Origin of the sequence: Serratia sp. FS14 (assembly GCF_000695995.1) — a bacterium.
In the GTDB taxonomy this organism is placed as follows: Bacteria; Pseudomonadota; Gammaproteobacteria; order Enterobacterales; family Enterobacteriaceae; genus Serratia; species Serratia nematodiphila.
The window spans coordinates 3263417-3289007 of the sequence record NZ_CP005927.1 but is presented as its reverse complement, the minus strand read 5'-3'; the positions used below and the strand labels follow the sequence as shown (position 1 = coordinate 3289007).

The window sequence follows — 25591 nt, the reverse complement described above, 5'->3', positions numbered from 1 at the left end:
GTCACCTGCGCGCAGGTTCGAGGGGGGACTATATAGACATTTTAGCCACAAGATGCAAGCTTTGCCGCCGACGATGCCGGCGGCAAGGAGAAATCAGATCACCCGGGTGCTGAGCGTTTTGCCGTTCAGGCTGATTTTCAGCATGTCGCCGGAAGCCATCGGGCCCACGCCCTGCGGCGTGCCGGTCAGGATGATGTCACCGGCGCGCAGCGTGAAGAAGCGGCTCATGTAGCTGATAAGCGGCAGGATTGGCGTGATCATGTCGCGCGTATTGCCCTGCTGGCGCAATTGATCGTTGACGGTCAACGACAGCTCGGCGTTTTGCGGATCGCCGAATTCCGCCACCGGGATAAATCCCGACATCGGGCAGGAACCGTCGAAGGCCTTGGCCTTTTCCCACGGCTGGCCGGCCTTTTTAAAGCCCGCTTGCAGATCGCGCAGCGTCAGATCGAGCGCCACACCGTAACCGGCGATCGCCCGCGCAACGCGATCTTCGTTGGCCTGTTTCAACGGTGTGCCGATCAATACCGCCAGCTCCACCTCATGATGCACCGCACCGAACTCTTTGGGGATGGCCACCGGCTGGCGAATATCACACAACGCCGTTTCCGGTTTGATAAACACCACCGGTTCGACGGACACCGCGCTGCCCATTTCCTTGATGTGATCGGCGTAGTTGCTGCCGACGCAGACTACCTTGTTCACCGGGAAATCGAGCAACGAACCCTGCCAGTCTCTATGTTGATACATACCGCTTCTCCCAAACTGTAGAGGCTTGGCGCGCCAAGCCGATTATTGGTGTGCCGGATCAATGCCCGATCGCGTCTGCCATCATACCCACGGCGAGAGCGAAATAGTAAGAGCGATTCCAGTGCATGAGGGTGCGGAAATTATCATAGACCAGGAACGTCCGCCCCTGCAGATCATCCGGCGCGATAATCCAACCGCGCTGCACGGCATGCGGCAACGCACTGCCATCCGCGCGGCGCACGCCGCGTTTTTGCCAGTCGTTGACGCTGCGCGCCTGCGCGTCTTTCAGGCCCAGTTCGGCCCGGTTGAAACCGGCGGGCAATTTGACCTCGCGCCCCCAACCGATGCCGGGCTGCCAACCCTCTTTGGACAAATAGCTGGCTGTAGACGCGAAAACGTCGTCAATGTTATTCCAGATATCGATGCGCCCATCGCCGTCGCCATCCGCCGCATAGCGCAAGAAGGAGCTCGGCATAAACTGGCATTGCCCCATCGCGCCGGCCCAGGAGCCTTTCAGCGGCGTATCGCCGACATGCCCCTGCTCAACTATCTGCAGCGCCGCCATCAGTTCCTGGCTGAAAAAAGCTTCACGGCGCCCTTCAAACGCCAAGGTCGCCAGCGCAGACACCACGTCTTCCCGCCCCTGAATCTTGCCGTAGGCGCTCTCCATCCCCCACAGCGCGATGATATAACGCCCTGGTACCCGATAGCGCTCGCTGGCCCGCGACCATTGCGCATGGCGCAGCCGATACAGTTCGCGTCCCTGGCGCACCTTGGCGGGCGACATCACCCGCCGTAGATAGTCGTCCAGGGTTACCTTCTGCTCCGGCTGATTGCGATCGGCCTTGATCACCCGATCGATGAAATGGATTTGCGCAAACGCGCGATCAAGGGTGGCCTGACTGATGCCCTGTTCCCGCGCCCGGCGCTTAAGTTGATCGACATACGCCGGGAACTGCGCCGGATCGCGGCCGCTCGCCGCCAGCGTCGTCTCCTGCGCCGCCTGCGATGCGCCGGGCATCAGCACCCCGCCCAGCGCCAACCAGGCGGCCAATACGGTCTTTCTCGCCGAACGTGTCATCGCGCCTCCCCTGGCCGTGGCGACTGTCTCAGGCCTTATCGCCCGCCAGATGCTGATTGAGCAGGTTTTCAACCGGCGGCGGGAACTGCAGATAATAGCCTTCGTCTTTCAACGCCTGCTTCACCTTTTCGATATCCGCCGAGGCCAATTTTTTGCGCTCATCGAGCGACAGCATCATGGCGAATTGCGGCACGCCGAAACTTTTCATCAGCTCTTCCGGCACACGAGAGAAATCGTCTTTTTTTTCGACATAAAGATAAGTTTGATCGCGTTTCGGGCTTCTATAGATCACACAAAGCATTTTTTTAACTCTATTTAATTGAGGGAGCGTCTTGCCTGGATATAACTCTGACTATAACATGCTTATAGTACATCGGAATATCGCACCCCGAGTGGTATTCCGGGGATTTAAAGTTGCTGAGACTGAGTCAGGATAGATGTCACAATCGCCAATTGAGCTAAAAGGCAGCAGTTTTACCCTATCGGTTGTTCATTTGCATAATTCGCAGCCCGAGGTAATACGCCAGGCGTTACAGGAAAAAGTTGAGCAAGCGCCCGCTTTTCTGAAAAACGCCCCTGTTGTTATCAACGTCGCAACGCTGGAAGGCGATGCGAACTGGAAAGAACTTCAACAGGCTGTCGCGGCAGCAGGTCTGCGCGTTGTGGGTATCAGCGGTTGCAGAGATGAGCGTCAAAAGCGCGCGATAGCCCGCGCCGGGCTGCCGCTGTTGAGCGAAGGCAAAGGCCAGAAAATGGCGGCGCCGGAGCCTGCACCAGCGCCCGTGGTAGCGGATAACGCCCCCGCCAAAACGCGCATCATCAGTACGCCTGTCCGCTCCGGCCAACAGATTTACGCCCGCAACAGCGATCTAATCGTGACCAGCAGCGTCAGCGCCGGCGCCGAGTTGATTGCCGACGGCAATATTCATGTCTACGGCATGATGCGCGGTCGCGCACTGGCAGGCGCGTCAGGAGACACGCAATGTCAGATTTTTTGCACCCACCTGGCGGCTGAGCTAGTCTCTATCGCAGGGCAGTACTGGTTGAGCGACCAAATCCCGTCCGATTACGTCGGGCAGGCCGTACGACTCAGCCTGTTGGATAACGCTTTAACCATACAACCTTTAAATTAAGCCCTTTTGACAAGGAATCCATTTCATGGCACGCATTATTGTTGTTACATCGGGTAAAGGGGGCGTTGGCAAGACCACTTCGAGCGCGGCCATCGCTACCGGCCTGGCCCAGAAAGGCAAGAAAACCGTCGTGATCGATTTCGATATCGGTCTGCGTAATCTTGACCTGATCATGGGCTGCGAACGTCGGGTAGTTTATGATTTCGTGAACGTGATTCAGGGCGATGCCACGCTGAATCAGGCGTTGATCAAAGACAAACGCACTGAAAACCTCTATATCCTGCCGGCTTCGCAGACGCGCGACAAAGACGCGTTAACCCGTGAAGGCGTTGAAAAAGTCCTCAACGATCTCGGCGAGATGGATTTTGACTTCGTGGTCTGCGACTCACCGGCCGGTATCGAAACCGGTGCGCTGATGGCGCTGTATTTCGCCGACGAAGCTATCATCACCACCAACCCGGAAGTCTCTTCGGTACGCGACTCCGACCGTATCCTGGGCATTCTCTCTTCTAAATCACGCCGCGCTGAGAAAGGCGAATCGCCTATCAAGGAACACCTGCTGCTGACCCGTTATAACCCGGGCCGCGTCAGCCGTGGCGACATGCTGAGCATGGAAGACGTGCTGGAAATCCTGCGCATTCCGCTGGTGGGCGTAATCCCGGAAGACCAGTCCGTGCTGCGCGCTTCCAACCAGGGTGAGCCTGTCATTCTGGATGCCGAGTCAGACGCCGGTAAGGCGTATGACGATACCGTTTGCCGCTTGTTGGGGGAAGAACGCCCATTCCGCTTCATTGAAGAAGAGAAGAAGGGTTTCCTGAAACGCCTTTTTGGGGGATAAACCATGGCCTTATTAGACTTCTTTCTGTCCCGCAAAAAACAGACAGCCAATATAGCCAAGGAACGGCTGCAGATTATCGTCGCAGAGCGTCGTCGCGGGGACAGTGAGCCCCCGTATCTGCCTGATTTGAAACGCGATATTCTGGCGGTTATTTGCAAATACATTCAGATCGATCCTGAAATGCTGCATGTGCAGTTCGAGCAGAAAGGGGACGATATTTCGGTACTTGAACTTAACGTGACATTACCGGAATCGGAAGAAGCAGCTAAATGATTGCGACGCATTAATTACCCCCTGTATATTTTATGCAGGGGGTAACTGTATGTGCATCCAGTTATTAAGCATTATCGACAGCAAAAAATCGATTTTTCCCTTTGGGATAATTCCCAATTAACTTTGCCGCCACCTCGTTTAAAGTAAATTCTGGCCAGATTTACCTTCAACGCATTATTTCCTGCCTATATTCACCCGAGCAGAGTTTCCCTACCCTGCCCTGGTGATAACCAGCGATTAATAATCTTTCAGGATGTCCTGCAACGGCACCATTAATAAATCGCCGCGCCAGCCGCTGATTAATTCAGGGCGACTCTCGCCGTCCTTCAGTTTCCAATGCCAGTTCAACAATTGGTTAATTTGGCGACGGGATGCCAGCAGCTCGCTGCTCAACCCGCTTTGCTCGCTGACGGTAGCGATCGCCGCCTTGATGTCTTTGAACACCTTCTTGTAGCCCGGCTGATCGATAAGGTTGGCCAACGGCGCCGGCAACTCGGACTCGTCCAGCGCTTCGGCCTCCGCCACCAGCGCCAGCAGCGTTTTACCGTGATAACGGATCTCCGGCCCGCTCAGACCCAGCGAATCCAGTTCTCCCAGCGAAGACGGCATATAGCGCGCCACCTGCCACAGGTTCTCCTCACGCACCACAAAGTTCACCGCCAGATCGCGCTCACGCGCCTGGCGCAGCCGCCATTCCGCCAACTTCTGCAGACAACCGAGCTGACGCGGGCGCAGCTGCCAGGCGTTGCTGATTTCGCGGTAGGCCAATGCCGGCGCCAGCGTCTCGCTACGGCGCTGGCACAGCAGCAGGCACTCGTTATTGGCCGCCGCGGTCCAACCGGCCACTTCGGTCTCCTGCACCAACTGTTTAGCCATCGGCAGCAGATAGAACACGTCGGCGGCCGCGTACACGCATTGCCTTTCGGTCAGCGGGCGCGCCAGCCAGTCGGTGCGCGACTCGCTCTTGTCCAGCTCAACCTTCATATACTCCGCCACCAGCGTCGCGAAGCCACAGGAGAGCGGCCGGCCGGTAAAGGCCGCCAGGATCTGAGTGTCGACCATCGGCGTCGGCAGCGTTTTAAAGGCGTTGAGAAACACTTCGAGATCTTCACTGCCGGCATGCAGGAACTTCACCACGGCGGTGTCGGCCAGCAGGTCGACAAACGGCTGCCATTGCTTGATCGGCAGAGGATCGATAAGGGAGAGTTGTTCACCGTCGTAGAGCTGGATCAGGCCCAGCTGCGGATAGTAGGTGCGCGTTCTGACAAACTCGGTGTCCAGCGCAATCTGGGCATGCTTTCTCGCCTGCTCGCAGACCTGCTGCAATCCGGCATCGGTAGTGATCAACTGATAATTCAAAACATCATTCTCTTGTAGGATTCAAACACAACAACGCCGGCATTCACCGGCGTTGTTGATAGTCAGGCGCGAGAGCGACACCTAGGCGGCATCGGCCGGCTTCGGCGTTTTTAGCTCATCGCGCAGTTCTCGCCGCAAAATCTTGCCGACGTTAGACTTCGGCAGTTCATCGCGGAACTCAACAATTTTAGGCACTTTATACCCGGTCAGGTGCCGACGGCAATGGGTCAACAGCTCTTCCTTGGTCAGCGAGGCGTCTTTCTTCACCACGCAGATCTTCACCGTTTCGCCGGAGACCTCGCTCGGCACACCGATCGCCGCACATTCCAGCACTTTCGGATGCTGGCTGACCACGTCCTCGATCTCGTTCGGGTAAACGTTGAAACCGGAGACCAGGATCATGTCTTTCTTGCGGTCGACGATGCGCACGAACCCCTGCTCATCTACGGTCACCACATCGCCGGTCGCCAACCAGCCATCTTTCAGCACTTCGTCGGTGGCGTCCGGGCGCTGCCAATAGCCTAACATAACTTGCGGCCCTTTGACCCACAGTTCGCCCGGTTCGCCCGGCGGTACATCCTGGCCATTGTCGTCCACCAGACGAATGTCCGTCGACGGCACCGGCAGGCCGATGCTGCCGCTGTAGTGTTTCAGATCGTAAGGGTTACCGGCCACCAACGGCGCGCACTCCGTCAGGCCATAACCTTCCAGCAGGTGTTTACCGGTGGTTTTCTCCCACTTCTCGGCCACCGCTTTTTGCACCGACATGCCGCCGCCGACCGAGAAACGCAGCGTAGAGAAATCGAGCTTGTGGAACTCTTCGTTGTTCAGCAACGCGTTGAACAGCGTATTCACCCCGCTCATGGCGGTGAACGGATATTTGCCCAGTTCTTTCACCAGCCCCGGAATGTCGCGTGGGTTGGTGATCAGCAAATTGCGCCCGCCCAGATCGATAAACAGCAGGCAGTTCACCGTCAGCGCGAAAATGTGATACAGCGGCAACGCCGTCACCACCAGTTCCTGCCCTTCGCGGAACAGCGGCGAATAGGCGGCCTTGGCCTGCTCGAGGTTGGCCTGCATGTTGCGGTGCGTCAGCATCGCGCCCTTCGCCACCCCGGTGGTGCCGCCCGTATATTGCAGGAAGGCCAGATCGGCATTAATGATGTCCGGTTTTACATACTGCAGGCGGCGGCCGCGCTGCAGCGCGCTGCGGAAGGAAATGGCGTCCGGCAGGTTGTATTTGGGCACCAGGCGCTTGACGTACTTGACCACGAAATTGACCAGCGTACCTTTGGCGGCCGACAGCTGATCGCCCATGCGCGTCAGGATCACGTGTTTGACCTGAGTGTTGAACACCACTTTTTCCAGCGTATGGGCAAAGTTGGACACGATGACGATGGCGCTGGCGCCGCTGTCGTTCAACTGGTGCTCCAGCTCACGCGGGGTATACAGCGGGTTGACGTTGACCACCACCATGCCGGCGCGCAGAATGCCGAACAGGGCGATGGGGTATTGCAACAGATTAGGCATCATCAGTGCGACGCGGTCGCCCTTCTTCAGGCCCAGTTCATTTTGCAGGTAAGCCGCGAAAGCCCGGCTGCGTTCTTCCAGTTTGCGGAAGGTCATCACCTCGCCCATATTGATAAAGGCGGGCTGATCGGCATAGCGCTGCACGGCATGCTCAAACATTTCGATCAACGACGAATAGCGATCGGCATCAATCTCTGCGGGCACATCTGCCGGATACCGTTTTAACCAGACCTTATCCAAGGTATTACTCCTGAAATCATTACTAATTATCATCGCAGCCCTCAAACTCGCAGCCTAACCATAACAATATTTTAACTCAGCAGACCAGTTCGGGTTTTAAACATTATTCAGGTTGCGATGTACGTCACTAATTGTCGGATATTCCTTATCCCAAAAAACAAAAGGGCGGCCTGAGCCGCCCTGTCAAATGTGTTCACATCAGCGTATGCTACTCGGTTACGATGGTTTGCACCTGTGCCGGGCCAGGGTTGTACCAGCCATAGCCTGCGCCCCAACCGGGTCCCCACGGACCTCCGCGCCAGCCCCAAGGGCCCATCGGCGCCGGCGGCATCACCACCTGCTGCACCAGATGCCAGCGTTTGAAACCGGTCACGTTCATCGTCACGAAGCGATACGGCGTCATGCCGATTCGCCCCTCTTTCAGACCGGTAATGGCGCCGACGACGGTCACCAGCTGGCCTTTGAAATCGACCGGTTCGAGGAAGCCGTTTACCGTGGCCAGCAAGCGGCCGCGCGACGGTTCGCCCAGTATCGGCCGCGCACCGCTGTCGAGCGGCACCGCCGCAATCTCCAGCACCGTGCGCCCTTGTTCGTTGGCGACGTTTACCACGGTGCCGCCGAAACGGGCTTCCGCGCCGGTAAACAGGTTGGGTGCATTTTGTACCGAGGAAAGCTGAGTCACCGGCGTAGGGCTGGAGCCTTTGATCGCATCCGGTACGGTGACGCACCCGGATAAAACCAGTGCGCCGCAGGCGACGGCCAGCAGCGACAGCTTTTTACTTGCAGTGCGGATTAACATGGTCGCAATCTCCTGAAATGGCTGTAACTTTGACCGCGTTTCATCGTTCAAGTTGCAGGCCTTCATCGCCCGGTATCAACATCAGCACAATACGCCGCGATCAGTCGCGGCCCGGCAGTTTTTTCCAGGTGACTTCATTGCGCAGATAGGTCGGCTCGGCGTTTTCCACCGCTACCGCCAGCCCTTCTTGCCAGGCCTGCAGCGCCAGCGGCAGCATGTCTTCCGCCTGCGGCAACAGCATCTGGCCGTCGCGCACGCTCAGCGTGGAACCGTTGACCAGATCGGGGTAGGTTTGCCAGCCGGTGCCGACGTGGGCCCATTCGCCCTGCAGGCGCTGCGCACGCTCCAGCACCTGCGCCGGCGACAGCACGGCCTCGCCTTCGCTTTCCAACCAGCGGCCGTCCGCCTGGCGTTCGAACTGCCCCCAGTAAACTTCCCCCATGCGCGCATCGATCGCCGCCAGCACACGCTCCGCGCCGCTGACGCGCCAGGCGCCCTGCGCCATGGTTTGCAGCGTGGAAACGCCGATCATCGGCAGATCGGCGCCCAGCGCCAGGCCTTGAGCGATGCCGATGCCGATGCGCACCCCGGTAAAGCTGCCGGGGCCACGGCCGAAGGCCAGCGCATCGAGCTGGTTGAGCGCCAGACCGGATTCCGCCAGCACCTGCTGCACCATAGGTAAAATTCGTTGCGTATGCTCGCGTGGGCACAGCTCAAACAGGGCGTGGATTTCGCCTTGATTCCAGACGGCGACGGAACAGGCTTCCGTCGCGGTATCGATCGCTAAAATTCGCGTGGACATGCCAACCTCTGGCGGGAATAATACTGGGTTTTTCATACAGGGCGCGCATTGTAGCACAGCCCCGTAAGCCCTTCATCTTTCACGTGGCCGACGTGTCGGCGGCCTGCAGGAAGGCGATTGCCTGCTTCAGATCGCGGGTGCGCGGCGTGGGCGGCAGGCTATTGAGGAACACCTCGCCGTAAGGGCGCATCACCAGACGGTTATCGCAAATCACCAGCACGCCGCGATCGTCGGTGTCGCGGATCAAACGGCCGACGCCCTGTTTCAGGGTGATGACCGCATCCGGCAACTGCACATCATTGAACGGATCGCCGCCACGCAGGCGGCAATCTTCAATGCGCGCCTTCAGCAACGGATCGTCCGGTGACGTGAACGGCAGCTTATCGATGATCACGCACGACAGCGCATCGCCGCGCACGTCCACCCCTTCCCAGAAGCTGCTGGTCGCCACCAGCAGCGCGTTACCGGCGGCGACGAACTGCGCCAACAGCTGGCCTTTACTGGTTTCCCCCTGCAACAGCACCGGCAGCGTCATCGTGGCGCGAAACTCTTCCGCCAGCTCACGCATCATCTGGTGCGAGGTGCACAAGAAGAAGCAGCGGCCGTTGTTGGCTTCGATTAATGGCCGCAGCATGCGCGCCAGCTGGCGCGCCCCGCCGGGCTGATTCGGCGAAGGCAAAAAGCGCGGCACGCACAGCAACGCCTGTTTGGCATAGTCGAACGGGCTCGGCAGCAGCAGCGTTTTGGCCTTGGTCAGCCCCAAGCGTTCGGTAAAGTGGCCCAGCTGATCGTTGACCGACAGCGTGGCCGAGGTAAAGATCCAGCTGCCCGGCTTCTCGTCCAGCATTTCGCGGAACCGGTCGGCCACCGTCAGCGGCGTCAGCGCCAGCACGAAGTGGCGCGAATTGCACTCATACCAATAGCTGTAGCCCGGTTCCGTCACCGCCTTGAGGCGTTTGAGACGCGCGCGGTACAGCGTGGCGCGCTCAAAGGCGGCGTCCAGCAGCGCCGAACGCCCCAGCGACAGTTTCATGACGTCGTAACACAGCTCCAGCGCGTCATCGAGCAGCAACAAAGCGCGCTGCACGTTCGGTTCGCCGAGCACATCCCGCAGGTTGCCGCGAAAACCCGGCTCTCCCAGATTAAGGCGAAAATCTTGCGTGCTCAGGCTGAGACGATCGGCGCTTTTTTGCAGTTGGGCGGCATCGCGCACCTCGGTGCGGTAGGCGATGGTGATGTCCTTCGCCAGATCCAGCAGTTGGCGGCTGGTGAGCTGCTGGCCGAAATACTGGCTGGCGATGTCGGGGATTTGGTGCGCCTCATCAAAAATCATCACCTCGGCTTCCGGGATCAGCTCGGCGAAACCGCCCTCTTTCACCACCATATCCGCCAGGAACAGGTGATGGTTCACCACCACCACATCCGCATCCATCGCGCGGCGGCGCGCTTTGACCACGAAGCAATCCTGATACAGCGGGCAGTCGCTGCCGAGACAGTTATCATTGGTGCTGGTCACCAATGGCCAGACGAAACTGTCTTCCGCCACTTCGCTGCAGGTGCTGATGTCGCCTTCTTTGGTCTGCGACGACCACTTGCGCAGCTGCACCAAATCGATCAGCGTCTGCCCCGCCAGCTCCCCGCCGGCCATCGACTGTTGCTCCAGCCGCTCCAGACACAGGTAGTTGGAGCGCCCCTTCAGCAGCGCCAGCTTGCCTTTGTACTTCAGCGCCTTGGCGACGGTGGGCAGATCGCGCGCATACAGCTGATCCTGCAACGCTTTCGAACCGGTGGAGATGATCACTTTGCGATCGGCGCGCAGCGCCGGCGCCAGATAAGCGAAGGTTTTGCCGGTGCCGGTGCCGGCTTCCACCACCAGCTCCTGCTTGAAATTGATCGCCTCGGTGACGGCCTGCGCCATCTGCCGCTGCGGCTCACGCGGTTTGAATCCCTTGATAGCCTGCGCCAATGCGCCGTCTGTTGCAAAATCGTCTGTCACGCTGTCTCTCTGCCGGTGTCATTCAGCGGTGATTATGCCAAGCCTGCCGCCCGGCTACCACCCACTTTATCGCCGCGCTTTTTCATCACCGGCTGTGCTACCCTTAGCGGGACTATGATATGGAGATAAGCAAATGAATATCGAAAGAATTGATCCCGATCAGCGCTGGTCCGAAGCCGTGGTGCACAACGAGACCGTTTACTATACCAGCGTGCCGGAGAACCTGGATGATGACGCGACCGCGCAGACCGCCAACGCCCTTGCTGCCATCGACGTGCTGCTGGCGCGCGTAGGCTCGGATAAAAGCCGCATTTTGGACGCCACCATCTTCCTGGCCAATACCGCCGACTTCGCCGCGATGAACGCCGCCTGGGACGCCTGGGTCGTTGCCGGCAGCGCGCCGGTACGTTGCACCGTGCAGGCGCAGCTGATGAATCCGAAATATAAAGTGGAAATCAAAATCATCGCCGCGCTGTAAGCCTGAGCGCAGACGAAAAAAAACCGCAGACGGCAACGCCTGCGGTTTTTTATTGCCCGCTATCAGGACAGTTTAAGGATCACCATCCCCGCCAGCAACAGCGCCAGGCCGATCCAGCCTTTGGCGTTTAACCGCTGGCCGAACATGATCCAGCCCGCGGCGATAGTGGCGGCGATACCGAAACCGCCCCACAACGCATAAGCGATCGACAGATCGATGCCCTTCACCGCCTGCGCCAGGGCGCTGAACGCGCCGAGCACCGACAGCAGCGACAGCAATCCCAGCCAAATTTTACGGAAGCCGTCCGACATCTTCAGGAAGATGTTGGCGATGATTTCCAGCACGATGGCCAGCCCCAGGAACCCAATGTGGTACAACTCAAACTGTTGCATGGTTGTCACCTCGCGGGCTGACCTGTTTTCGCTCTTTGCGGGTACCGGATTTCACCAGCATGATGCCGGCGATCAGCGTAGCCAGGCCCAGTACTTTCAGCGCCGAAATGGGTTCGTCGAACCACAGCACGCTGAACAGGGTGATGAACAGAATGCCGATACCTTCCCACAGCGCATAAGCCACGCCCAACGCCACGCGTTTTACCGCTACTGACAACAACACATAAGACGCGGTGATCATCACGTACATCACGATATGCCCGATCATGCCGCCATTGACGCTGGCGTATTTCATCGACAAGGTACCGATGATTTCGGTCATGATGGCCAAACCTAAAAAGATCCAATAAATCATAATTTTTCTCCCAAACGGCGAATAACACGCGCCAAGGCATATTTATCCCGATTTATCTCGTCGAACGGCCGCAGTACGGCGCGCAAGACGCAGAGATCCCTGGGGATAAACTGACCCAAACGCAAAAAGAATGTTTGCCCGGCTGAACGGTAGAACGAAGGCCTAAGCCCGCTACCCGCACCGGTTAAGGGAGAAAGACGCTATAGCTCGCTGCACCAGTGATGCTCACTGGCAAGGATCGCAGACAGGAAGAGTTGGCACGTAGAGGTTCTGAGGGTAGTTCCGTTAATAGTCATCATAATAGTTCTCTATTATCAGCCGCACACCGTGCGATTTGCCCAATATCCTCATAAAAGTAAAATTTTCAACTGAGATATTTTTACCACAGCCAAAATAAGAAAGCAAACTGCCGTTTTCATCAAAAAACAGAAAAAAACGGGTTAAAAATAAGAAAGTTAATCGCGATAAAAATTAAAAAAGGCTCAACGGAGCGTTGAGCCTTGCGATATCCGCGGGTGAGCAAATAAGCGCCAATCCCAGGCCTGGCGCGGGTTACAACGCGGCGCCGCTGACGGCGCTGCGCGCCAGTTCAGTGATGCGCGCATAGTCGCCTTTTTCGAGCGCGTCCGCCGGCACCAGCCAGGAACCGCCGATGCAAAGCACGCTTTTCAGCGCCAGATAATCGCGGTAATTGTTTGGCGTAATACCGCCGGTCGGGCAAAAACGCACCTGCGGGAACGGGCCGCCGATCGCCTGCAGCGCCTTCACGCCGCCGTTGGCTTCCGCCGGGAAGAATTTGAATTCCCGCAGACCGTGATCCATGCCCTGCATCAGTTCAGACACGGTGCTGATGCCCGGGATCAGCGGGATGGGTCCCGCCGTCGCCGCCTGCAGCAAGGCCTCGGTCAGCCCTGGGCTGATGGCGAACTGCGCCCCGGCTTCGGTCACCTGCCGCAGCTGCTGCGGGTTGATCACCGTACCGGCGCCGATGATCGCCTCCGGCACCTCTTCGGCGATAGCGCGGATAGACTCCAGCCCGCAGGCGGTGCGCAGCGTCACCTCCAATACCCGCACGCCGCCGGCAACCAACGCTTTCGCCAACGGCACCGCCTGCTCCAGCTTGTTGATCACGATAACAGGCACCACCGGCCCCGCCGTCAGGATCTGCTCGGCGCTGGTTTTCCAGTTTTTCATCGTTATTTCTCCATTACTCGCGGTTAACAATGGCACGCCCCTGCCACAGGGCTCCGCACAAATGCGCGGACGTCCGGCCGTACCGTAAGTGATGAGGCCCACGCGCAGATCGCAGGCAAAAAAAAGCCGGCAGACAGGCTGCCGGCATTACGCATTATTCGAACTCGTTCCAGGAGCGGCCGTCGCGGGTGATCATCGCCACCGAGGCCACCGGTCCCCAGGTGCCCGCCTGGTAAGGCTTAGGCGCCTCGTTGTCGGCTTTCCATGCGTCCATGATGGAGTCGACCCACTTCCAGGCTTCTTCCACTTCATCGCGGCGCACGAACAGCGCCTGAATGCCGCGCATGGTCTCCAGCAGCAGGCGCTCGTAGGCGTCCGCCACGTGCTCCTGGTTAAAGGTTTCCGAGAAGCTCAGGTCCAGCTTGGTGGTCTGCAGACGGTGCTTGTGATCCAGCCCCGGCACCTTGTTCAGCACCTGAATTTCGATGCCTTCGTCCGGCTGCAGGCGGATGGTCAGCTTGTTCTGCGGCAACTGCTGGTAAGAATCGCTGAACAGGTTAAGCGGCGGGTTTTTGAAGTACACCACCACTTCCGAACATTTGGTCGGCAGACGTTTACCGGTACGCAGGTAGAACGGCACGCCGGCCCACTGCCAGTTGTCGATATCCACGCGGATAGAGACGAAGGTTTCGGTGCTGCTGCTCTTGTTCGCCCCTTCCTCTTCCAGATAACCCGGCACTTTCTTGCCCTGGACGAAGCCGGCGGTGTACTGACCACGCACGGTGGTTTCCCGGACATTGGTCTGATCGATGCGGCGCAGCGAGCGCAGCACCTTCACCTTCTCGTCGCGGATGCGGTCGGTGGTCAGATCCGCCGGCGGCGACATGGCGATCATGGTCAGGATCTGCAGCAGGTGGTTCTGGATCATGTCGCGCATCTGGCCGGCCTGGTCGAAGTAACCCCAACGCCCTTCGATGCCTACCTCTTCCGCTACGGTGATCTGCACCGAATCGATGGTGCGGTTATCCCAGTTGGAGGCGAACAGCGAGTTGGCGAAACGCAGCGCCAACAGGTTCAGCACTGTCTCTTTGCCGAGATAGTGGTCGATACGGTAAACCTGGGATTCGTTGAAGTACTCCGCCACCTGATCGTTGATCACGCGTGAGGACGCCAAATCGGTGCCCAGCGGTTTCTCCATCACCACGCGCGCCGGCTCATGGTTCAGCTTGGCTTCGCCCAGCCCTTTGCAGATGGCGCCGAAGGTGCTTGGCGGCATGGCAAAGTAGTTGATGGTGGTGCGGTGCTTCTGATCCAGCATTTTACCGAGTTTGGTAAAGTTCTTGCTGTCGTTGACGTCCAGGTTGCAGAAGTCCAGGCGCGCGCTCAGCGTGGCCCAGAGTTCGTCATCCAGTTTTTCCTTCATGAAGGTGCCAAGCGCTTCCTTGACCACTTCGGTATAGGCTTGTTTATCCCACTCCGCGCGGCCGACGCCGATGATCCGCGTATCCGGGTGGATGTGTCCGGCTTTCTCTAACTGGTACAGGGAAGGCAGCAGCTTACGGCGCGCCAAATCACCTTTCGCGCCGAAAATAACCAGGTCACACGCCTGGGCTGTAGAGGTTACCGCCATGTTCATCTCCTCGTTGCAGGATATTTGTAATTTTCTTACATTACTAATGTACTCTGTTTGACTACGGCCAGCAAACCCGGAGCAAAGCAGAAAAAAAGGCCTCAAGATTCCAGTGGAAAGCGCCAATGTACGCCAACGCCCTCACCACGGGCAAAACTGTAATTTTTCGTCTTTTTTGACGCTCTGTTACCATTATGAAAGTTAGACACAGGTCATATTCTGGTGAAAAAACCCTGCATACGCCGTGTCGAGACTGCCAACGGTTACCAGCACGTAGTATATTTTCACTAAACCGGCATTGATTTCTCCTTTGTTTGAAATCGACATACCCTATCGATTCCAGGTTACAGCCGCTCGTTTGGCGTCTGCTTGCACGGCGAACACGGGCGAAATTCGACGCTGTTGCTTGAAAGCCACAGGGATAAAACCATGAGTGACTCTCGTTATATGAATACGCTGGACAAAATCCAGAGCCATCTGGAACGCCTGAGCAAATCTGAAAGGAAAGTCGCCGAGGTGATCCTGGCCTCCCCGCAGACCGCCATTCACTCCAGCATCGCCACGCTGGCGCGCATGGCCGACGTCAGCGAACCTACCGTCAACCGTTTTTGCCGCCGCCTTGATACCAAAGGCTTTCCCGATTTCAAACTGCATCTCGCCCAAAGCCTGGCTAACGGCACGCCCTACGTAAACCGTAACGTTGAGGAAGATGACAGCGTCGATTCCTATACCAGCAAGATCTTCGAATCAGTAATGGCCAGCCTGGATACAGTAAAGGCAAATTTGGATATTGCCGCAATCAATCGTGCGGTTGACCTGCTCACCCAGGCAAAAAAGATCTCTTTCTTCGGGCTGGGCGCCTCCGCGGCGGTGGCGCACGATGCGATGAACAAATTTTTCCGCTTCAACATTCCGGTGGTCTACTTTGATGACATCGTCATGCAGCGCATGAGCTGCATGAACTCCAGCGAAGGCGACGTGGTGGTGCTGATCTCACACACCGGCCGCACCAAGAATCTGGTGGAGATGGCCCACCTGGCGCGGGAGAACGACGCCACGGTACTGGCTATCACCTCGCGCGACACCCCGCTCGCCCAGGCGGCGACCCTGGCCCTGCTGCTCGACGTGCCCGAAGACACCGACGTTTACATGCCGATGGTGTCGCGGATCGCGCAATTAACGCTCATTGACGTGCTCGCCACCGGATTTACCTTGCGCCGAGGGGCTAAATTCAGAGATAACTTGAAGCGGGTCAAAGAAGCGCTCAAAGAATCGCGCTTTGATAAAGGCGTGGTCATTCCCAACAGTTTTGATTCGTGACCCGACGAAGAAAAAATCGCCGTTCAACAGACATTTGAATGACGGCATCAGAGGCGGTACCCTGTTAACATGCTCATACGGGTAACCCGGGTGAAATATCAGTGTTGTAAAATTACATTTCACGCCTGGTTTCGTTATCCGACGTTATCGCAACACCAATATTTGCTTCACCAGTCAACGGAGTAATACATGTCCAGACGGCTCAGAAGAACCAAAATCGTTACCACCCTGGGTCCGGCTACAGACCGCGACAATAATCTGGAAAAGATCATTGCCGCCGGCGCCAACGTAGTTCGGCTTAACTTCTCCCACGGCAGCCCGGAAGATCACCAGGCTCGCGCTGACAAAGTACGCGAAATTGCTGCCAAGCTGGGGCGTCACGTCGCTATCCTCGGCGATCTGCAAGGACCGAAAATTCGCGTATCCACCTTCAAGGAAGGCAAAATCTTCCTCAACGTGGGCGATAAATTCCTGCTGGACGCCAACCTGTCAAAAGGCGAAGGCGATAAAGAAAAAGTCGGTATCGACTATAAAGGCCTGCCAGCCGATGTGGTGCCGGGCGACGTCCTGCTGCTCGATGACGGCCGCGTTCAGCTGAAAGTGCTCGAAGTTCAGGGCATGAAAGTGTTTACCGAAGTGACCGTCGGCGGCCCGCTGTCCAACAACAAGGGCATCAACAAACTCGGCGGTGGCCTGTCGGCCGAAGCCCTGACCGAAAAAGACAAGGCGGACATCGTGACCGCCGCCAAGATTGGCGTCGACTACCTGGCGGTCTCCTTCCCGCGTACCGGTGAAGACCTGAACTATGCCCGCCGCCTGGCGCGCGATGCAGGCTGCAACGCCAAGATCGTGTCCAAGGTTGAGCGCGCCGAAGCGGTGTGCACCGACGAAGCGATGGACGACATTATTCTGGCCTCCGACGTGGTGATGGTGGCCCGTGGCGACCTGGGCGTCGAAATCGGCGATCCGGAACTGGTCGGCATCCAGAAGAAACTGATCCGCCGCGCCCGCACCCTGAACCGCGCGGTGATCACCGCGACCCAGATGATGGAGTCGATGATCACCAACCCGATGCCGACCCGCGCCGAAGTCATGGACGTGGCCAACGCCGTGCTGGATGGCACCGACGCTGTCATGCTGTCGGCGGAAACCGCCGCTGGCCAATACCCGGCGGAAACCGTGGCGGCGATGGCGCGCGTTTGTCTGGGTGCCGAGAAGATCCCGAGCATCAACGTTTCCAAACACCGCCTGGACGTACAGTTCGACAACATCGAAGAGGCGATCGCCATGTCTTCGATGTATGCCGCCAACCACCTGAAAGGCGTCACCGCGCTGATCGCCATGACCGAATCCGGCCGCACTGCGCTGATGATGTCGCGCATCAGCTCCGGCCTGCCGATCTTCGCCATGTCGCGTCATGAGCACACGCTGAACCTGACCGCGCTGTATCGCGGCGTGACGCCGGTTTATTTCGACAGCCACAAAGACGGCGTGATCGCCGCCAATGAAGCCGTCAATCGCCTGCGCGACAAAGGCTTCCTGGTCTCCGGCGATCTGGTGATCGTCACCCAGGGCGACGTGATGGAAACCGTCGGCACCACCAATACCAGCCGTATCCTGCGCGTCGAGTAATCCACGCCGCAGACGACATGCCGGCCGGCTCACGTTGGCCGGCATTTTTTTTGCCCTGACACCGCCATAAACGACGGAGAACGCCATGCTCCACCAACGCAATCCAGCCTCGACCGGTGATGCGCTCGATCTCGATGGGCGCGGTCTGACGCAGCTCGACGAATCGCAGCTAACCGGCCACGCGCTGCGCAAAATCAGCCTGTACGACAATCAGCTGACGGCCTTCCCCGCCTCCATCTTGCAACACCGCAACCTGCAGGTGCTGAACATCTCCTGCAATCAGCTCGACCGCCTGCCGCCGGAGATTGGTCAGTTGCAACAGCTTGAGATGTTCGACTTCGGTCACAACCGCGCAAGCGAACTGCCTGAAACATTGGGGCAACTGCACCGGCTGAAATACCTCTACCTGAGCGATAACGGCTTTAGCGACCTGCCGCGTGCGCTGGCGCAACTGCAGCAGTTGGTTTACCTCAACGCGACCGATAACCAACTGACCGCCTTGCCGCAGGCAATACCGAGTCTGGCGGCATTGCAGGAGCTGCGTTTATACAACAATCGCATCGGCAACCTGCCCGGCGAAATCGGGCAGCTACGCGCGCTGCGCGAGTTGCATATCATGAAAAATGCCCTGACCGCGCTGCCGGCGGAAATGGCTCTGCTCGGCGAGCTTGAGATACTCGATGCGGCCAACAATGCCATCACCGAACTGCCGGCAGCCTTCTGCCGCCTGCCGCGATTGAGCGAGCTGAACCTGCGTTTTAATCAGCTGACGCGCCTGCCGGAAAATATCGGTGAGCTCACGGCGCTGAGAAGCCTGGATCTGCGCGCCAACCGCCTGAGCAATCTGCCGGAAAGCCTCGGTGAACTGAGCCGGCTGCGCAAGCTTGATCTGCGCTGGAATGATTTCACCCACACGCCTAAAATCGTCGACATCCTGCGGGCTCGCGGCTGTAGGGTGCACATCTGAAGAGACGCCGGCCGGGTTGTGGCCCTGCCGGCGTTAGCGGTAGAAAGGATTAACGATACAGATCGTCGCGCGAGTAAGGCTCAATCTCCCCTTCCTTGCGCGTCTTCAACAGTTTGAGGATCCAGGTGTACTGCTCCGGGTTCGGGCCCACCAGGTTTTCCACTTCTTCATTCATACGGCGGGCAATGCGCGGATCGTCCGCTTCGGCCAGATCGTCCATCGGCTCGCGAATATAGATATCCAGCATGCTGGTTTTGCCGTCGTACACCGGGAACAACGGCACGATCGCCGCACGGCATACCTTCATCAACCGCCCGACCGCCGGCAACGTCGCCTTATAGGTGGCGAAGAAGTCGACAAACTCACTGTGCTCAGCGCCGTGATCCTGATCGGGCAGATAATAACCCCAATATCCCTGGCGAACCGAACTGATAAACGGTTTGATGCCGTCATTGCGCGCGTGCATGCGGCCGCCGAATTTACGACGCACGGCATTCCACAGGTAGTCGATCAGCTGATTGCGCTGATTGTGGAACATCGCCGCCATCGGTTGACCGCGCGCGGCCATCAACATCGCCGGCACATCCACCGCCCAGCCATGTGGCACCAGGAAAATCACGTTGCGCCCTTCCGCGCGGATCTTGTCCAACACCTCTTCGCCGTGCCAACGCACACGCTTGAGCACTTTTTCCGGTTTGGTGCAGGCCAGCTCAGCCATCAGCACCATCGACTGCGGCGCGCAGGCGAACATCTGGTCGATAATGTGCTCGCGTTCGCTTTCAGGCAACTCAGGCAAGCAATACAGCAGGTTGATGCGGGCACGACGGCGCGCGCCCTTCGCCAACTTGCCGGCCAGTTTGCCGACCGCACCCAGCACCGGATCGCGCAGGCGCGCAGGCACCAGCGAAATGCCGGCCATCAGACCGGTTCCCAACCACACGCCCCAGTAGCGCGGATATAAAAAGGCTTTTTGAAACTGCGGAATGAACTCTACGTTCGATTTCTTCTCGTTTTGCATGCACATGCTCTTGGCTTAGCGATTCGGCTAATCATAATTGCCAGCACCGATTTTGCAATTAACAACCGCGAACCGCCCAGGTAAAACAGCATCGGCCCGCAATCAGGCCGATGAAATTAACGGCGCCGAAGCGCCGGAAAAAGGGGGCGTTAATCCAACTGCAGCTGAGGAACCACTTCCTTCACCTGCGCCAGATAATCGCTGCGGTCTTTGCCGCCCAGCCCTTCGGAACGCGGCAGTTTGGCCGTCAGCGGGTTCACCGCCTGTTGGCCGGTCCACAGTTCAAAGTGCAGATGCGGCCCGGTGGAGCGGCCGGTGTTGCCGGAGAGCGCAATGCGATCGCCGCGTTTCACCTTTTGGCCTGGTTTCACCAGCAGTTTTTTCAGGTGCATATAGCGCGTGGTGTACTGACGACCGTGGCGGATCGCCACATAGTTACCCGCTGCGCCGCTGCGTTTGGCGATCACCACCTCACCGTCACCGACCGCCAGCACCGGCGTGCCGACCGGCATGGCGAAATCGACGCCCTTGTGCGGCGCCACGCGGCCGGTCACCGGGTTCACGCGGCGCGGGTTGAAGTTGGAGGAGATGCGGAACTGTTTCATGGTCGGGAAACGCATGAAGCCGCGCGCCAGGCCAGAGCCCTGGCGATCGTAGAATTTGCCGTCTTCGGCGCGGATCGCGTAGTAATCCTTGCCGCCGGTGCGCAAACGCACGCCCAACAGTTGGCTTTGCGATTTCTTGCCGTCGAAATGCTCACGCGACATCAGCACGGAGAACTGATCGCCTTTGCGCAGCTTGCGGAAATCGAGCTGCCACTGCAACGCCTTGATCACCGAGTTGATTTCGTTACGGCTCAGCCCGGCGTCGCCGGCGCTGCTGACGAAGCTGCCGTTGACCCGGCCGCTGATCACGTTGTTGCGCCATTCGCCCTGCTGCGCCTCTTTTGACTCCTTGAAGCTGTTGCCGACGCGATCATAGGTGCGAGTTTCGCGGCGGGAAACCTCCCAGGTCAACTGCTGCAAATCGCCTGCGTCGTTCACGGTCCACGACAGCTGTTGGCCGATCTTCAGGTTACGCAGATCGCGGTTTTGCGAAGCCAGCAAGGTGACATCCGACATATCAATGCCGTACTGCGTCAGAATGCTGCCAAGGGTGTCGCCGGTGGAAACCACATATTCATGCACGCCATCATCGCCGGCATCCTTCTGGTCCAGCTCATCCTGCGGGATTTCGTCATCGGGGGTGGGTTGGTCGACATCTATCGGTTCACTGGCTTCAGGGAGCAATGACCGCATCTGGCTGGATTCTAACTCGACGCTCTTGGCGATGGGGTTGTGTTCTGGGTGGTAAACAAAAGGCCGCCAAACAGCGACGGCCAATGTGACGACTGTCAGCGACCCCAGCATGACGCGGTGGGGCCGTGGCAGGTTGTTATACGCCAGAGCGATAGTTCGGACTATCTGCTGCACTCGATATTATCCTCATAAGCTTTACTTCAGGCAGCTCACGTACTGGTTTGACAGCTGAGTCAGGAATTTCCCGTAGCTGTCCTTCTCCAGCGCGATGCCGGTGCCCAGCGGGTCCAGCGTTCCGGAACGCACTTTGGTACCCTTGGCGACGGCATTGATTACGGCCGGCCTGAATTGTGGCTCAGCAAAAACGCATACCGCTTTCTGCTCAACCAACTGTGTTCGAATTTGGTGTAGGCGCTGTGCTCCAGGCTGAATTTCGGGATTGACGGTGAAATGGCCCAGCGGACTCAAACCGTAGTGTTTTTCAAAGTAGCCGTAAGCATCATGAAAAACAAAATAACCCTTACCTTGCACAGGCGTAAGCATGTTACCAACATTTTTGTCAGTTTGCGTCAGCAGATTCTCGAACTGGCGCAGGTTTGCGTCTAATTTGTCCTTATTTTGCGGCATAAGTTCCAACAATCTGTCGTGAATCGCGATCGCGGTCACTTTTGCTATCTCCGGCGACAGCCAAACGTGCATATTGTACTCGCCGTGATGATGCCCATGATCGTCATCGGCATGGTTATGCGCTTCGCCTGCATGTTCATGATCGTCGTCCTCTTCGCCTTTCATCAGCAGCGGCTTCACCGCCGGCAGTTCGCTGATAGCCAGCTTTCGCGTCGCCGAGATCGGCACCAGCGCCTTGGTCAGGAACGCTTCCATGTCCGGCCCGACCCACAACACCAGGTCAGCGGAACGCAGGCGCTGGATATCGGAAGGGCGCAACGCAAAATCGTGTGGCGAAGCGCCGTCCGGCAGCAACACCTCGGTCGGCGTCACGCCGTCGGCGATGGCCGCAGCGATAAAGCCTAAGGGGCGAATCGAGGTCACCACCGCAGCGGAAGCGCTGCTCAGCGGGCCGGCCATCAACAGTGCGCTGGCCAGCAGCGTGCGCTGCAGCCATTTATTTTCTTTGCCATCATCAGTAATCCCATCGTTTTCATCAATAAGGCGTGATATTATAACATCCGCTTCGTTCTGCAACCTGTAATCTCGAGATGTCTACACTGATAACGCTAAAAAATATCTCCGTCGCCTTCGGCAGCCGCAAGGTGCTGTCGAACATTTCCCTCAGCCTGCAGCCCGGCCGTATTCTCACGCTGCTTGGCCCGAACGGCGCGGGCAAATCCACACTGGTACGCGTGGTGCTGGGATTGGTCAAACCAACCGCCGGCACGCTGGAGCGGGAGCCCGGCCTGCGCATCGGCTACGTGCCGCAAAAACTCCACCTCGACGCCACCCTGCCGCTGACCGTTAGCCGCTTTATGCGTCTTAAACCCGGCGTAAAGAAAGCCGACATTCTGCCGGCGCTCAAGCGCGTGCACGCCGCCCACCTGCTCGACCAGCCGATGCAAAAGCTCTCCGGCGGCGAGAACCAACGCGTACTGCTGGCGCGAGCGCTGCTGAATAAACCGCAGCTGCTGGTGCTGGACGAACCCACGCAAGGGGTGGACGTCAACGGCCAACTGGCGCTGTACGACCTAATCGATCAGCTGCGCAAGGAGCTGGGCTGCGCCGTACTGATGGTCTCGCACGATCTGCATCTGGTGATGGCGAAAACCGACGAGGTGTTGTGCCTCAATCAGCATATCTGCTGCTCCGGCGCGCCGGAGGTGGTCTCGATGCATCCCGAATTCATCGCCATGTTCGGCAACCGCGGCGCAGAGCAGCTGGCGGTGTATCGCCACCATCACAACCATCGCCACGACCTGCAGGGAAGAATTGTCTTGAAGAAAACCGGGAGCCACGAAGCATGATCGAATTGTTACTTCCCGGCTGGCTGGCCGGGGTGTTGCTGGCTAGCGCCGCCGGGCCGCTGGGCTCCTTTGTGGTTTGGCGCCGCATGTCCTACTTCGGCGACACCCTGGCGCACGCCTCGCTGCTCGGCGTCGCCTTTGGTCTGCTGCTGGACATCAATCCTTTCTATGCGGTGATCGCCATTACGCTGCTGCTGGCCCTGGCCCTGGTGTGGCTGGAACGCCGCCCGCAGCTTTCGGTAGATACCCTGCTCGGCATTCTGGCCCACAGCGCCCTGTCGCTGGGTCTGGTGGTGGTGGCGCTGATGTCCAACGTGCGGGTCGATCTGATGGCCTACCTGTTCGGCGATCTACTGTCAGTCACGCTGAGCGATATCGTGATGATCGCCGGCGGCGTCGCCGTGGTGCTGTTGGTGCTGTGGTGGCAATGGCGCGATCTGCTGTCGATGACCATCAGCCCGGAGCTGGCGCACGTCGACGGCGTCAATTTGGCACGGGCGCGTACCGTGCTGATGCTGGTCACCGCGTTGACCATCGGCCTGGCGATGAAATTCGTCGGCGCGCTGATCATCACCTCGCTACTGATCATTCCGGCGGCCACCGCTCGCCGCTTCGCGCGCACGCCGGAGCAGATGGCGGGTGTCGCGGTACTGCTCGGCATGGTGGCGGTTACCGGCGGCCTGGCCTTCTCGGCATTTTACGATACGCCGGCCGGCCCTTCGGTGGTGCTCAGCGCTGCCGTGCTGTTCACGCTGAGCCTGTTCAAAAAACAACAGGCTTGATTAAAGCCGGGATATGACAAGGGCCGCATCTGCGGCCCTTTTTTACTGGCGGATTAAAAATTTACTCTTCGCGTTCGAGACCAAAGTGCCGGTAGGCGTGCTGCGTCGCCAGACGGCCGCGCGGCGTGCGCTGGATAAAGCCCTGCTGGATCAGAAACGGTTCAATCACGTCTTCGATGGTTTCGCGCTCTTCACCGATCGCCGCCGCCAGGTTATCCAACCCGACCGGGCCACCGGTAAACTTGTCGATAATCGCCAACAGCAGTTTGCGATCCATATAGTCGAAGCCTTCGGCATCGACGTTGAGCATATCAAGCGCCTGCGCCGCCACTGAACCGCTGATCACGCCGTTGGCGCGCACTTCAGCGAAATCGCGCACCCGGCGCAACAGGCGGTTGGCGATACGCGGCGTGCCGCGCGCGCGGCGGGCCACTTCATGGGCGCCCTCGTCGGACAGCTCCAGCCCCAGGCACCCGGCGCTGCGCGAGACGATGTGCTGCAGATCCGCCACCTGATAAAACTCCAGCCGCTGGACAATGCCGAAGCGATCGCGCAGCGGCGAGGTCAGCGAACCGGCGCGAGTGGTGGCGCCCACCAAGGTAAACGGCGGCAGATCGAGCTTAATCGAACGCGCCGCCGGCCCTTCGCCGATCATGATATCCAGCTGGTAGTCTTCCATCGCCGGATACAATACTTCTTCCACCACCGGTGACAAACGGTGAATTTCGTCGATGAACAACACGTCGTGCGGTTCGAGGTTGGTCAGCATCGCCGCCAAATCGCCCGCCTTTTCTAACACCGGGCCGGAAGTGGTGCGCAAATTTACGCCCATTTCGTTGGCCACGATGTTGGCCAGGGTGGTTTTCCCCAGCCCCGGCGGGCCGAAGATCAATAAATGGTCGAGCGCGTCGCCGCGCTGCTTGGCCGCCTGAATGAAGATCTCCATCTGCTCGCGCACGTGCGGCTGGCCGACGTATTCAGTCAGCAGCTTGGGACGAATGGCGCGATCGAGGATCTCCTCTTCGTTGATCGGTTCGGCGGAAATCAGGCGATCGGCTTCAATCATTATCTACCCCTTTTCGGCCTTACAGGGCGGCGCGCAGCGCGTCGCGGATCAGGGTTTCGCAGTCGGCGCCCGGCTTGGCAATCTTGCTGACCATGCGGCTGGCTTCCTGCGGCTTATAGCCCAGCGCCACCAGCGCCGAGACGGCTTCGGCTTCTGCGTCCGCTTCCGGCGTTTTGTCGGCGGCGGCCGGCAGGCTGATCTCGCTGCTGTTGTTGAACAGATCGCCGTTCAGCCCTTTGAAGCGGTCTTTCATCTCGACCACCAGGCGCTCGGCGGTTTTTTTGCCCACGCCCGGCAGCTTGACCAGTGCGGTGATCTCTTCGCGCTCCACCGCGCTGACGAACTGCTGCGCGGACATGCCCGACAGGATGGCGAGCGCCAGTTTCGGCCCGACGCCGTTGACCTTAATCAGCTCACGGAACAGCGCGCGCTCCTGCTTGTCGTTGAAACCGTACAGCAGCTGCGCGTCTTCACGCACCACGAAGTGGGTAAACACGATGGCCTCTTGCCCCAGTTCCGGCAGCTCGTAAAAGCAGGTCATCGGCATGTGCACTTCATAACCCACGCCGTTCGCCTCCAGTAACACCAGCGGCGGCTGCTTTTCCAGAATATTTCCTCTGAGACGACCTATCATTTACCCTCCTGCAGAATTACCGGGCATGGCGCCCTGCCATGCCGTTGC

General features: G+C 58.6%; 26 protein-coding genes. 9 read left to right on the top strand and 17 right to left on the bottom strand.

From position 1 onward, the window contains the following. Window positions 1–93: 93 nt before the first annotated feature. The 3 genes from L085_RS14900 to L085_RS14890 all read right to left on the bottom strand — a co-directional run bounded on the left by L085_RS14900 (window position 94) and on the right by L085_RS14890 (window position 2132). Entirely contained in the window at window positions 94–750 is a 657-nt protein-coding gene (locus L085_RS14900; protein WP_004932286.1) for a fumarylacetoacetate hydrolase family protein, read from the bottom strand. Window positions 751–808: 58 nt separating this feature from the next. Further along, the gene (locus L085_RS14895; protein WP_226988604.1) at window positions 809–1771 is read right to left on the bottom strand and encodes a lytic murein transglycosylase; all 963 of its coding nucleotides are present in this window, start codon (window positions 1769–1771) and stop codon (window positions 809–811) included. Window positions 1772–1859: 88 nt separating this feature from the next. Next, entirely contained in the window at window positions 1860–2132 is a 273-nt protein-coding gene (locus L085_RS14890) for a YcgL domain-containing protein (RefSeq protein ID WP_004932294.1), read from the bottom strand. Between the two features lie 136 nt (window positions 2133–2268). On the opposite strand from L085_RS14890, the gene minC reads away from it, so the two are divergent. From minC to minE, 3 genes are read left to right on the top strand one after another with little or no spacing between them, the layout of a single operon-like run. Next, entirely contained in the window at window positions 2269–2964 is a 696-nt protein-coding gene (gene minC, locus L085_RS14885; RefSeq protein ID WP_004932297.1) for a septum site-determining protein MinC, read from the top strand. A gap of 25 nt (window positions 2965–2989) precedes the next feature. Further along, the gene (gene minD, locus L085_RS14880) at window positions 2990–3802 is read left to right on the top strand and encodes a septum site-determining protein MinD (RefSeq protein WP_004932300.1); all 813 of its coding nucleotides are present in this window, start codon (window positions 2990–2992) and stop codon (window positions 3800–3802) included. A gap of 3 nt (window positions 3803–3805) precedes the next feature. Continuing rightward, window positions 3806–4075 carry a cell division topological specificity factor MinE gene (gene minE / locus L085_RS14875; protein ID WP_004932303.1) on the top strand — a complete coding sequence of 90 codons (270 nt, stop codon included), beginning with the start codon at window positions 3806–3808 and terminating at the stop codon, window positions 4073–4075. 237 nt (window positions 4076–4312) lie between these two features. Here minE and rnd read toward each other — a convergent pair whose 3' ends face one another. The 5 genes from rnd to L085_RS14850 all read right to left on the bottom strand — a co-directional run bounded on the left by rnd (window position 4313) and on the right by L085_RS14850 (window position 10801). Then, on the bottom strand, window positions 4313–5434 hold the full coding sequence (gene rnd / locus L085_RS14870) for a ribonuclease D (RefSeq protein ID WP_044031079.1): 1122 nt from the start codon (window positions 5432–5434) through the stop codon (window positions 4313–4315). An 81-nt stretch (window positions 5435–5515) separates the two neighbouring features. Beyond that, on the bottom strand, window positions 5516–7204 hold the full coding sequence (gene fadD / locus L085_RS14865; RefSeq protein WP_004932309.1) for a long-chain-fatty-acid--CoA ligase FadD: 1689 nt from the start codon (window positions 7202–7204) through the stop codon (window positions 5516–5518). 208 nt (window positions 7205–7412) lie between these two features. Beyond that, the gene (locus L085_RS14860; RefSeq protein WP_004932312.1) at window positions 7413–8003 is read right to left on the bottom strand and encodes a Slp family lipoprotein; all 591 of its coding nucleotides are present in this window, start codon (window positions 8001–8003) and stop codon (window positions 7413–7415) included. A 100-nt stretch (window positions 8004–8103) separates the two neighbouring features. Then, window positions 8104–8805 carry a tRNA (adenosine(37)-N6)-threonylcarbamoyltransferase complex dimerization subunit type 1 TsaB gene (tsaB, locus tag L085_RS14855; protein WP_044031078.1) on the bottom strand — a complete coding sequence of 234 codons (702 nt, stop codon included), beginning with the start codon at window positions 8803–8805 and terminating at the stop codon, window positions 8104–8106. Between the two features lie 79 nt (window positions 8806–8884). Then, window positions 8885–10801 carry an ATP-dependent DNA helicase gene (locus L085_RS14850; protein WP_004932318.1) on the bottom strand — a complete coding sequence of 639 codons (1917 nt, stop codon included), beginning with the start codon at window positions 10799–10801 and terminating at the stop codon, window positions 8885–8887. 133 nt (window positions 10802–10934) lie between these two features. Here L085_RS14850 and L085_RS14845 point away from each other — a divergent pair, with 133 nt between their 5' ends. Further along, complete coding sequence (locus L085_RS14845; RefSeq protein WP_015378124.1) at window positions 10935–11279, top strand: RidA family protein; 345 nt, start codon at window positions 10935–10937, stop codon at window positions 11277–11279. A 62-nt stretch (window positions 11280–11341) separates the two neighbouring features. Here L085_RS14845 and mdtI read toward each other — a convergent pair whose 3' ends face one another. From mdtI to zwf, 4 genes are all read right to left on the bottom strand, one after another. Further along, entirely contained in the window at window positions 11342–11671 is a 330-nt protein-coding gene (gene mdtI, locus L085_RS14840; protein ID WP_004932324.1) for a multidrug/spermidine efflux SMR transporter subunit MdtI, read from the bottom strand. Then, complete coding sequence (gene mdtJ, locus L085_RS14835) at window positions 11658–12026, bottom strand: multidrug/spermidine efflux SMR transporter subunit MdtJ (RefSeq protein WP_004932327.1); 369 nt, start codon at window positions 12024–12026, stop codon at window positions 11658–11660. Before mdtJ ends, mdtI begins: the two co-directional genes overlap by 14 nt. 552 nt (window positions 12027–12578) lie before the next feature. After that, entirely contained in the window at window positions 12579–13220 is a 642-nt protein-coding gene (locus tag L085_RS14830; RefSeq protein WP_004932329.1) for a bifunctional 4-hydroxy-2-oxoglutarate aldolase/2-dehydro-3-deoxy-phosphogluconate aldolase, read from the bottom strand. A 154-nt stretch (window positions 13221–13374) separates the two neighbouring features. Continuing rightward, the gene (gene zwf, locus L085_RS14825; RefSeq protein WP_004932333.1) at window positions 13375–14850 is read right to left on the bottom strand and encodes a glucose-6-phosphate dehydrogenase; all 1476 of its coding nucleotides are present in this window, start codon (window positions 14848–14850) and stop codon (window positions 13375–13377) included. A 447-nt stretch (window positions 14851–15297) separates the two neighbouring features. Here zwf and L085_RS14820 point away from each other — a divergent pair, with 447 nt between their 5' ends. The 3 genes from L085_RS14820 to L085_RS14810 all read left to right on the top strand — a co-directional run bounded on the left by L085_RS14820 (window position 15298) and on the right by L085_RS14810 (window position 18769). Further along, window positions 15298–16170 carry a MurR/RpiR family transcriptional regulator gene (locus L085_RS14820; protein WP_021503871.1) on the top strand — a complete coding sequence of 291 codons (873 nt, stop codon included), beginning with the start codon at window positions 15298–15300 and terminating at the stop codon, window positions 16168–16170. 189 nt (window positions 16171–16359) lie between these two features. After that, on the top strand, window positions 16360–17802 hold the full coding sequence (gene pyk / locus L085_RS14815; protein ID WP_004932339.1) for a pyruvate kinase: 1443 nt from the start codon (window positions 16360–16362) through the stop codon (window positions 17800–17802). 85 nt (window positions 17803–17887) lie between these two features. Further along, window positions 17888–18769 carry a leucine-rich repeat domain-containing protein gene (locus L085_RS14810; protein WP_044031075.1) on the top strand — a complete coding sequence of 294 codons (882 nt, stop codon included), beginning with the start codon at window positions 17888–17890 and terminating at the stop codon, window positions 18767–18769. A 49-nt stretch (window positions 18770–18818) separates the two neighbouring features. On the opposite strand, the gene lpxM is transcribed toward L085_RS14810, so the two are convergent. The 3 genes from lpxM to znuA form a co-directional block, all read right to left on the bottom strand. Next, window positions 18819–19787 (bottom strand): lauroyl-Kdo(2)-lipid IV(A) myristoyltransferase, encoded by a 969-nt coding sequence (lpxM, locus tag L085_RS14805; protein ID WP_015378127.1) that lies wholly within the window; start codon window positions 19785–19787, stop codon window positions 18819–18821. A 149-nt stretch (window positions 19788–19936) separates the two neighbouring features. Continuing rightward, a complete protein-coding gene (mepM, locus tag L085_RS14800; RefSeq protein WP_004932347.1) occupies window positions 19937–21259 on the bottom strand; it encodes a murein DD-endopeptidase MepM in 1323 nt (440 codons plus the stop codon). 21 nt (window positions 21260–21280) lie between these two features. Next, window positions 21281–22234, bottom strand: a complete 954-nt coding sequence (gene znuA, locus L085_RS14795) for a zinc ABC transporter substrate-binding protein ZnuA (protein ID WP_044032055.1) — start codon at window positions 22232–22234, stop codon at window positions 21281–21283. Window positions 22235–22302: 68 nt separating this feature from the next. On the opposite strand from znuA, the gene znuC reads away from it, so the two are divergent. Together znuC and znuB are read left to right on the top strand one after the other, a co-directional pair. Next, entirely contained in the window at window positions 22303–23061 is a 759-nt protein-coding gene (gene znuC, locus L085_RS14790; RefSeq protein ID WP_021503875.1) for a zinc ABC transporter ATP-binding protein ZnuC, read from the top strand. Further along, a complete protein-coding gene (gene znuB, locus L085_RS14785; RefSeq protein ID WP_021503876.1) occupies window positions 23058–23843 on the top strand; it encodes a zinc ABC transporter permease subunit ZnuB in 786 nt (261 codons plus the stop codon). The genes znuC and znuB overlap by 4 nt, the downstream gene beginning before the upstream one ends. A 61-nt stretch (window positions 23844–23904) precedes the next feature. On the opposite strand, the gene ruvB is transcribed toward znuB, so the two are convergent. Together ruvB and ruvA are read right to left on the bottom strand one after the other, a co-directional pair. After that, window positions 23905–24909 carry a Holliday junction branch migration DNA helicase RuvB gene (ruvB, locus tag L085_RS14780; protein WP_004932364.1) on the bottom strand — a complete coding sequence of 335 codons (1005 nt, stop codon included), beginning with the start codon at window positions 24907–24909 and terminating at the stop codon, window positions 23905–23907. 19 nt (window positions 24910–24928) lie between these two features. After that, window positions 24929–25543 (bottom strand): Holliday junction branch migration protein RuvA, encoded by a 615-nt coding sequence (gene ruvA / locus L085_RS14775; RefSeq protein ID WP_004932365.1) that lies wholly within the window; start codon window positions 25541–25543, stop codon window positions 24929–24931. Between the last annotated feature and the right edge of the window lie 48 nt (window positions 25544–25591).

Excerpts from the sequence above, each read along its gene's own strand:
- L085_RS14900 (WP_004932286.1), bottom strand. The coding sequence starts at position 750 with ATGTATCAACATAGAGACTGGCAGGGTTCGTTGCTCGATTTCCCGGTG.
- L085_RS14895 (WP_226988604.1), bottom strand. The coding sequence starts at position 1,771 with ATGCCCGGCGCATCGCAGGCGGCGCAGGAGACGACGCTGGCGGCGAGC.
- L085_RS14890 (WP_004932294.1), bottom strand. The coding sequence starts at position 2,132 with ATGCTTTGTGTGATCTATAGAAGCCCGAAACGCGATCAAACTTATCTT.
- minC (WP_004932297.1), top strand. The coding sequence starts at position 2,269 with ATGTCACAATCGCCAATTGAGCTAAAAGGCAGCAGTTTTACCCTATCG.
- minD (WP_004932300.1), top strand. The coding sequence starts at position 2,990 with ATGGCACGCATTATTGTTGTTACATCGGGTAAAGGGGGCGTTGGCAAG.
- minE (WP_004932303.1), top strand. The coding sequence starts at position 3,806 with ATGGCCTTATTAGACTTCTTTCTGTCCCGCAAAAAACAGACAGCCAAT.
- L085_RS14860 (WP_004932312.1), bottom strand. The coding sequence starts at position 8,003 with ATGTTAATCCGCACTGCAAGTAAAAAGCTGTCGCTGCTGGCCGTCGCC.
- tsaB (WP_044031078.1), bottom strand. The coding sequence starts at position 8,805 with ATGTCCACGCGAATTTTAGCGATCGATACCGCGACGGAAGCCTGTTCC.
- L085_RS14845 (WP_015378124.1), top strand. The coding sequence starts at position 10,935 with ATGAATATCGAAAGAATTGATCCCGATCAGCGCTGGTCCGAAGCCGTG.
- mdtI (WP_004932324.1), bottom strand. The coding sequence starts at position 11,671 with ATGCAACAGTTTGAGTTGTACCACATTGGGTTCCTGGGGCTGGCCATC.
- mdtJ (WP_004932327.1), bottom strand. The coding sequence starts at position 12,026 with ATGATTTATTGGATCTTTTTAGGTTTGGCCATCATGACCGAAATCATC.
- L085_RS14830 (WP_004932329.1), bottom strand. The coding sequence starts at position 13,220 with ATGAAAAACTGGAAAACCAGCGCCGAGCAGATCCTGACGGCGGGGCCG.
- zwf (WP_004932333.1), bottom strand. The coding sequence starts at position 14,850 with ATGGCGGTAACCTCTACAGCCCAGGCGTGTGACCTGGTTATTTTCGGC.
- L085_RS14820 (WP_021503871.1), top strand. The coding sequence starts at position 15,298 with ATGAATACGCTGGACAAAATCCAGAGCCATCTGGAACGCCTGAGCAAA.
- pyk (WP_004932339.1), top strand. The coding sequence starts at position 16,360 with ATGTCCAGACGGCTCAGAAGAACCAAAATCGTTACCACCCTGGGTCCG.
- L085_RS14810 (WP_044031075.1), top strand. The coding sequence starts at position 17,888 with ATGCTCCACCAACGCAATCCAGCCTCGACCGGTGATGCGCTCGATCTC.
- lpxM (WP_015378127.1), bottom strand. The coding sequence starts at position 19,787 with ATGCAAAACGAGAAGAAATCGAACGTAGAGTTCATTCCGCAGTTTCAA.
- znuC (WP_021503875.1), top strand. The coding sequence starts at position 22,303 with ATGTCTACACTGATAACGCTAAAAAATATCTCCGTCGCCTTCGGCAGC.
- znuB (WP_021503876.1), top strand. The coding sequence starts at position 23,058 with ATGATCGAATTGTTACTTCCCGGCTGGCTGGCCGGGGTGTTGCTGGCT.
- ruvB (WP_004932364.1), bottom strand. The coding sequence starts at position 24,909 with ATGATTGAAGCCGATCGCCTGATTTCCGCCGAACCGATCAACGAAGAG.
- ruvA (WP_004932365.1), bottom strand. The coding sequence starts at position 25,543 with ATGATAGGTCGTCTCAGAGGAAATATTCTGGAAAAGCAGCCGCCGCTG.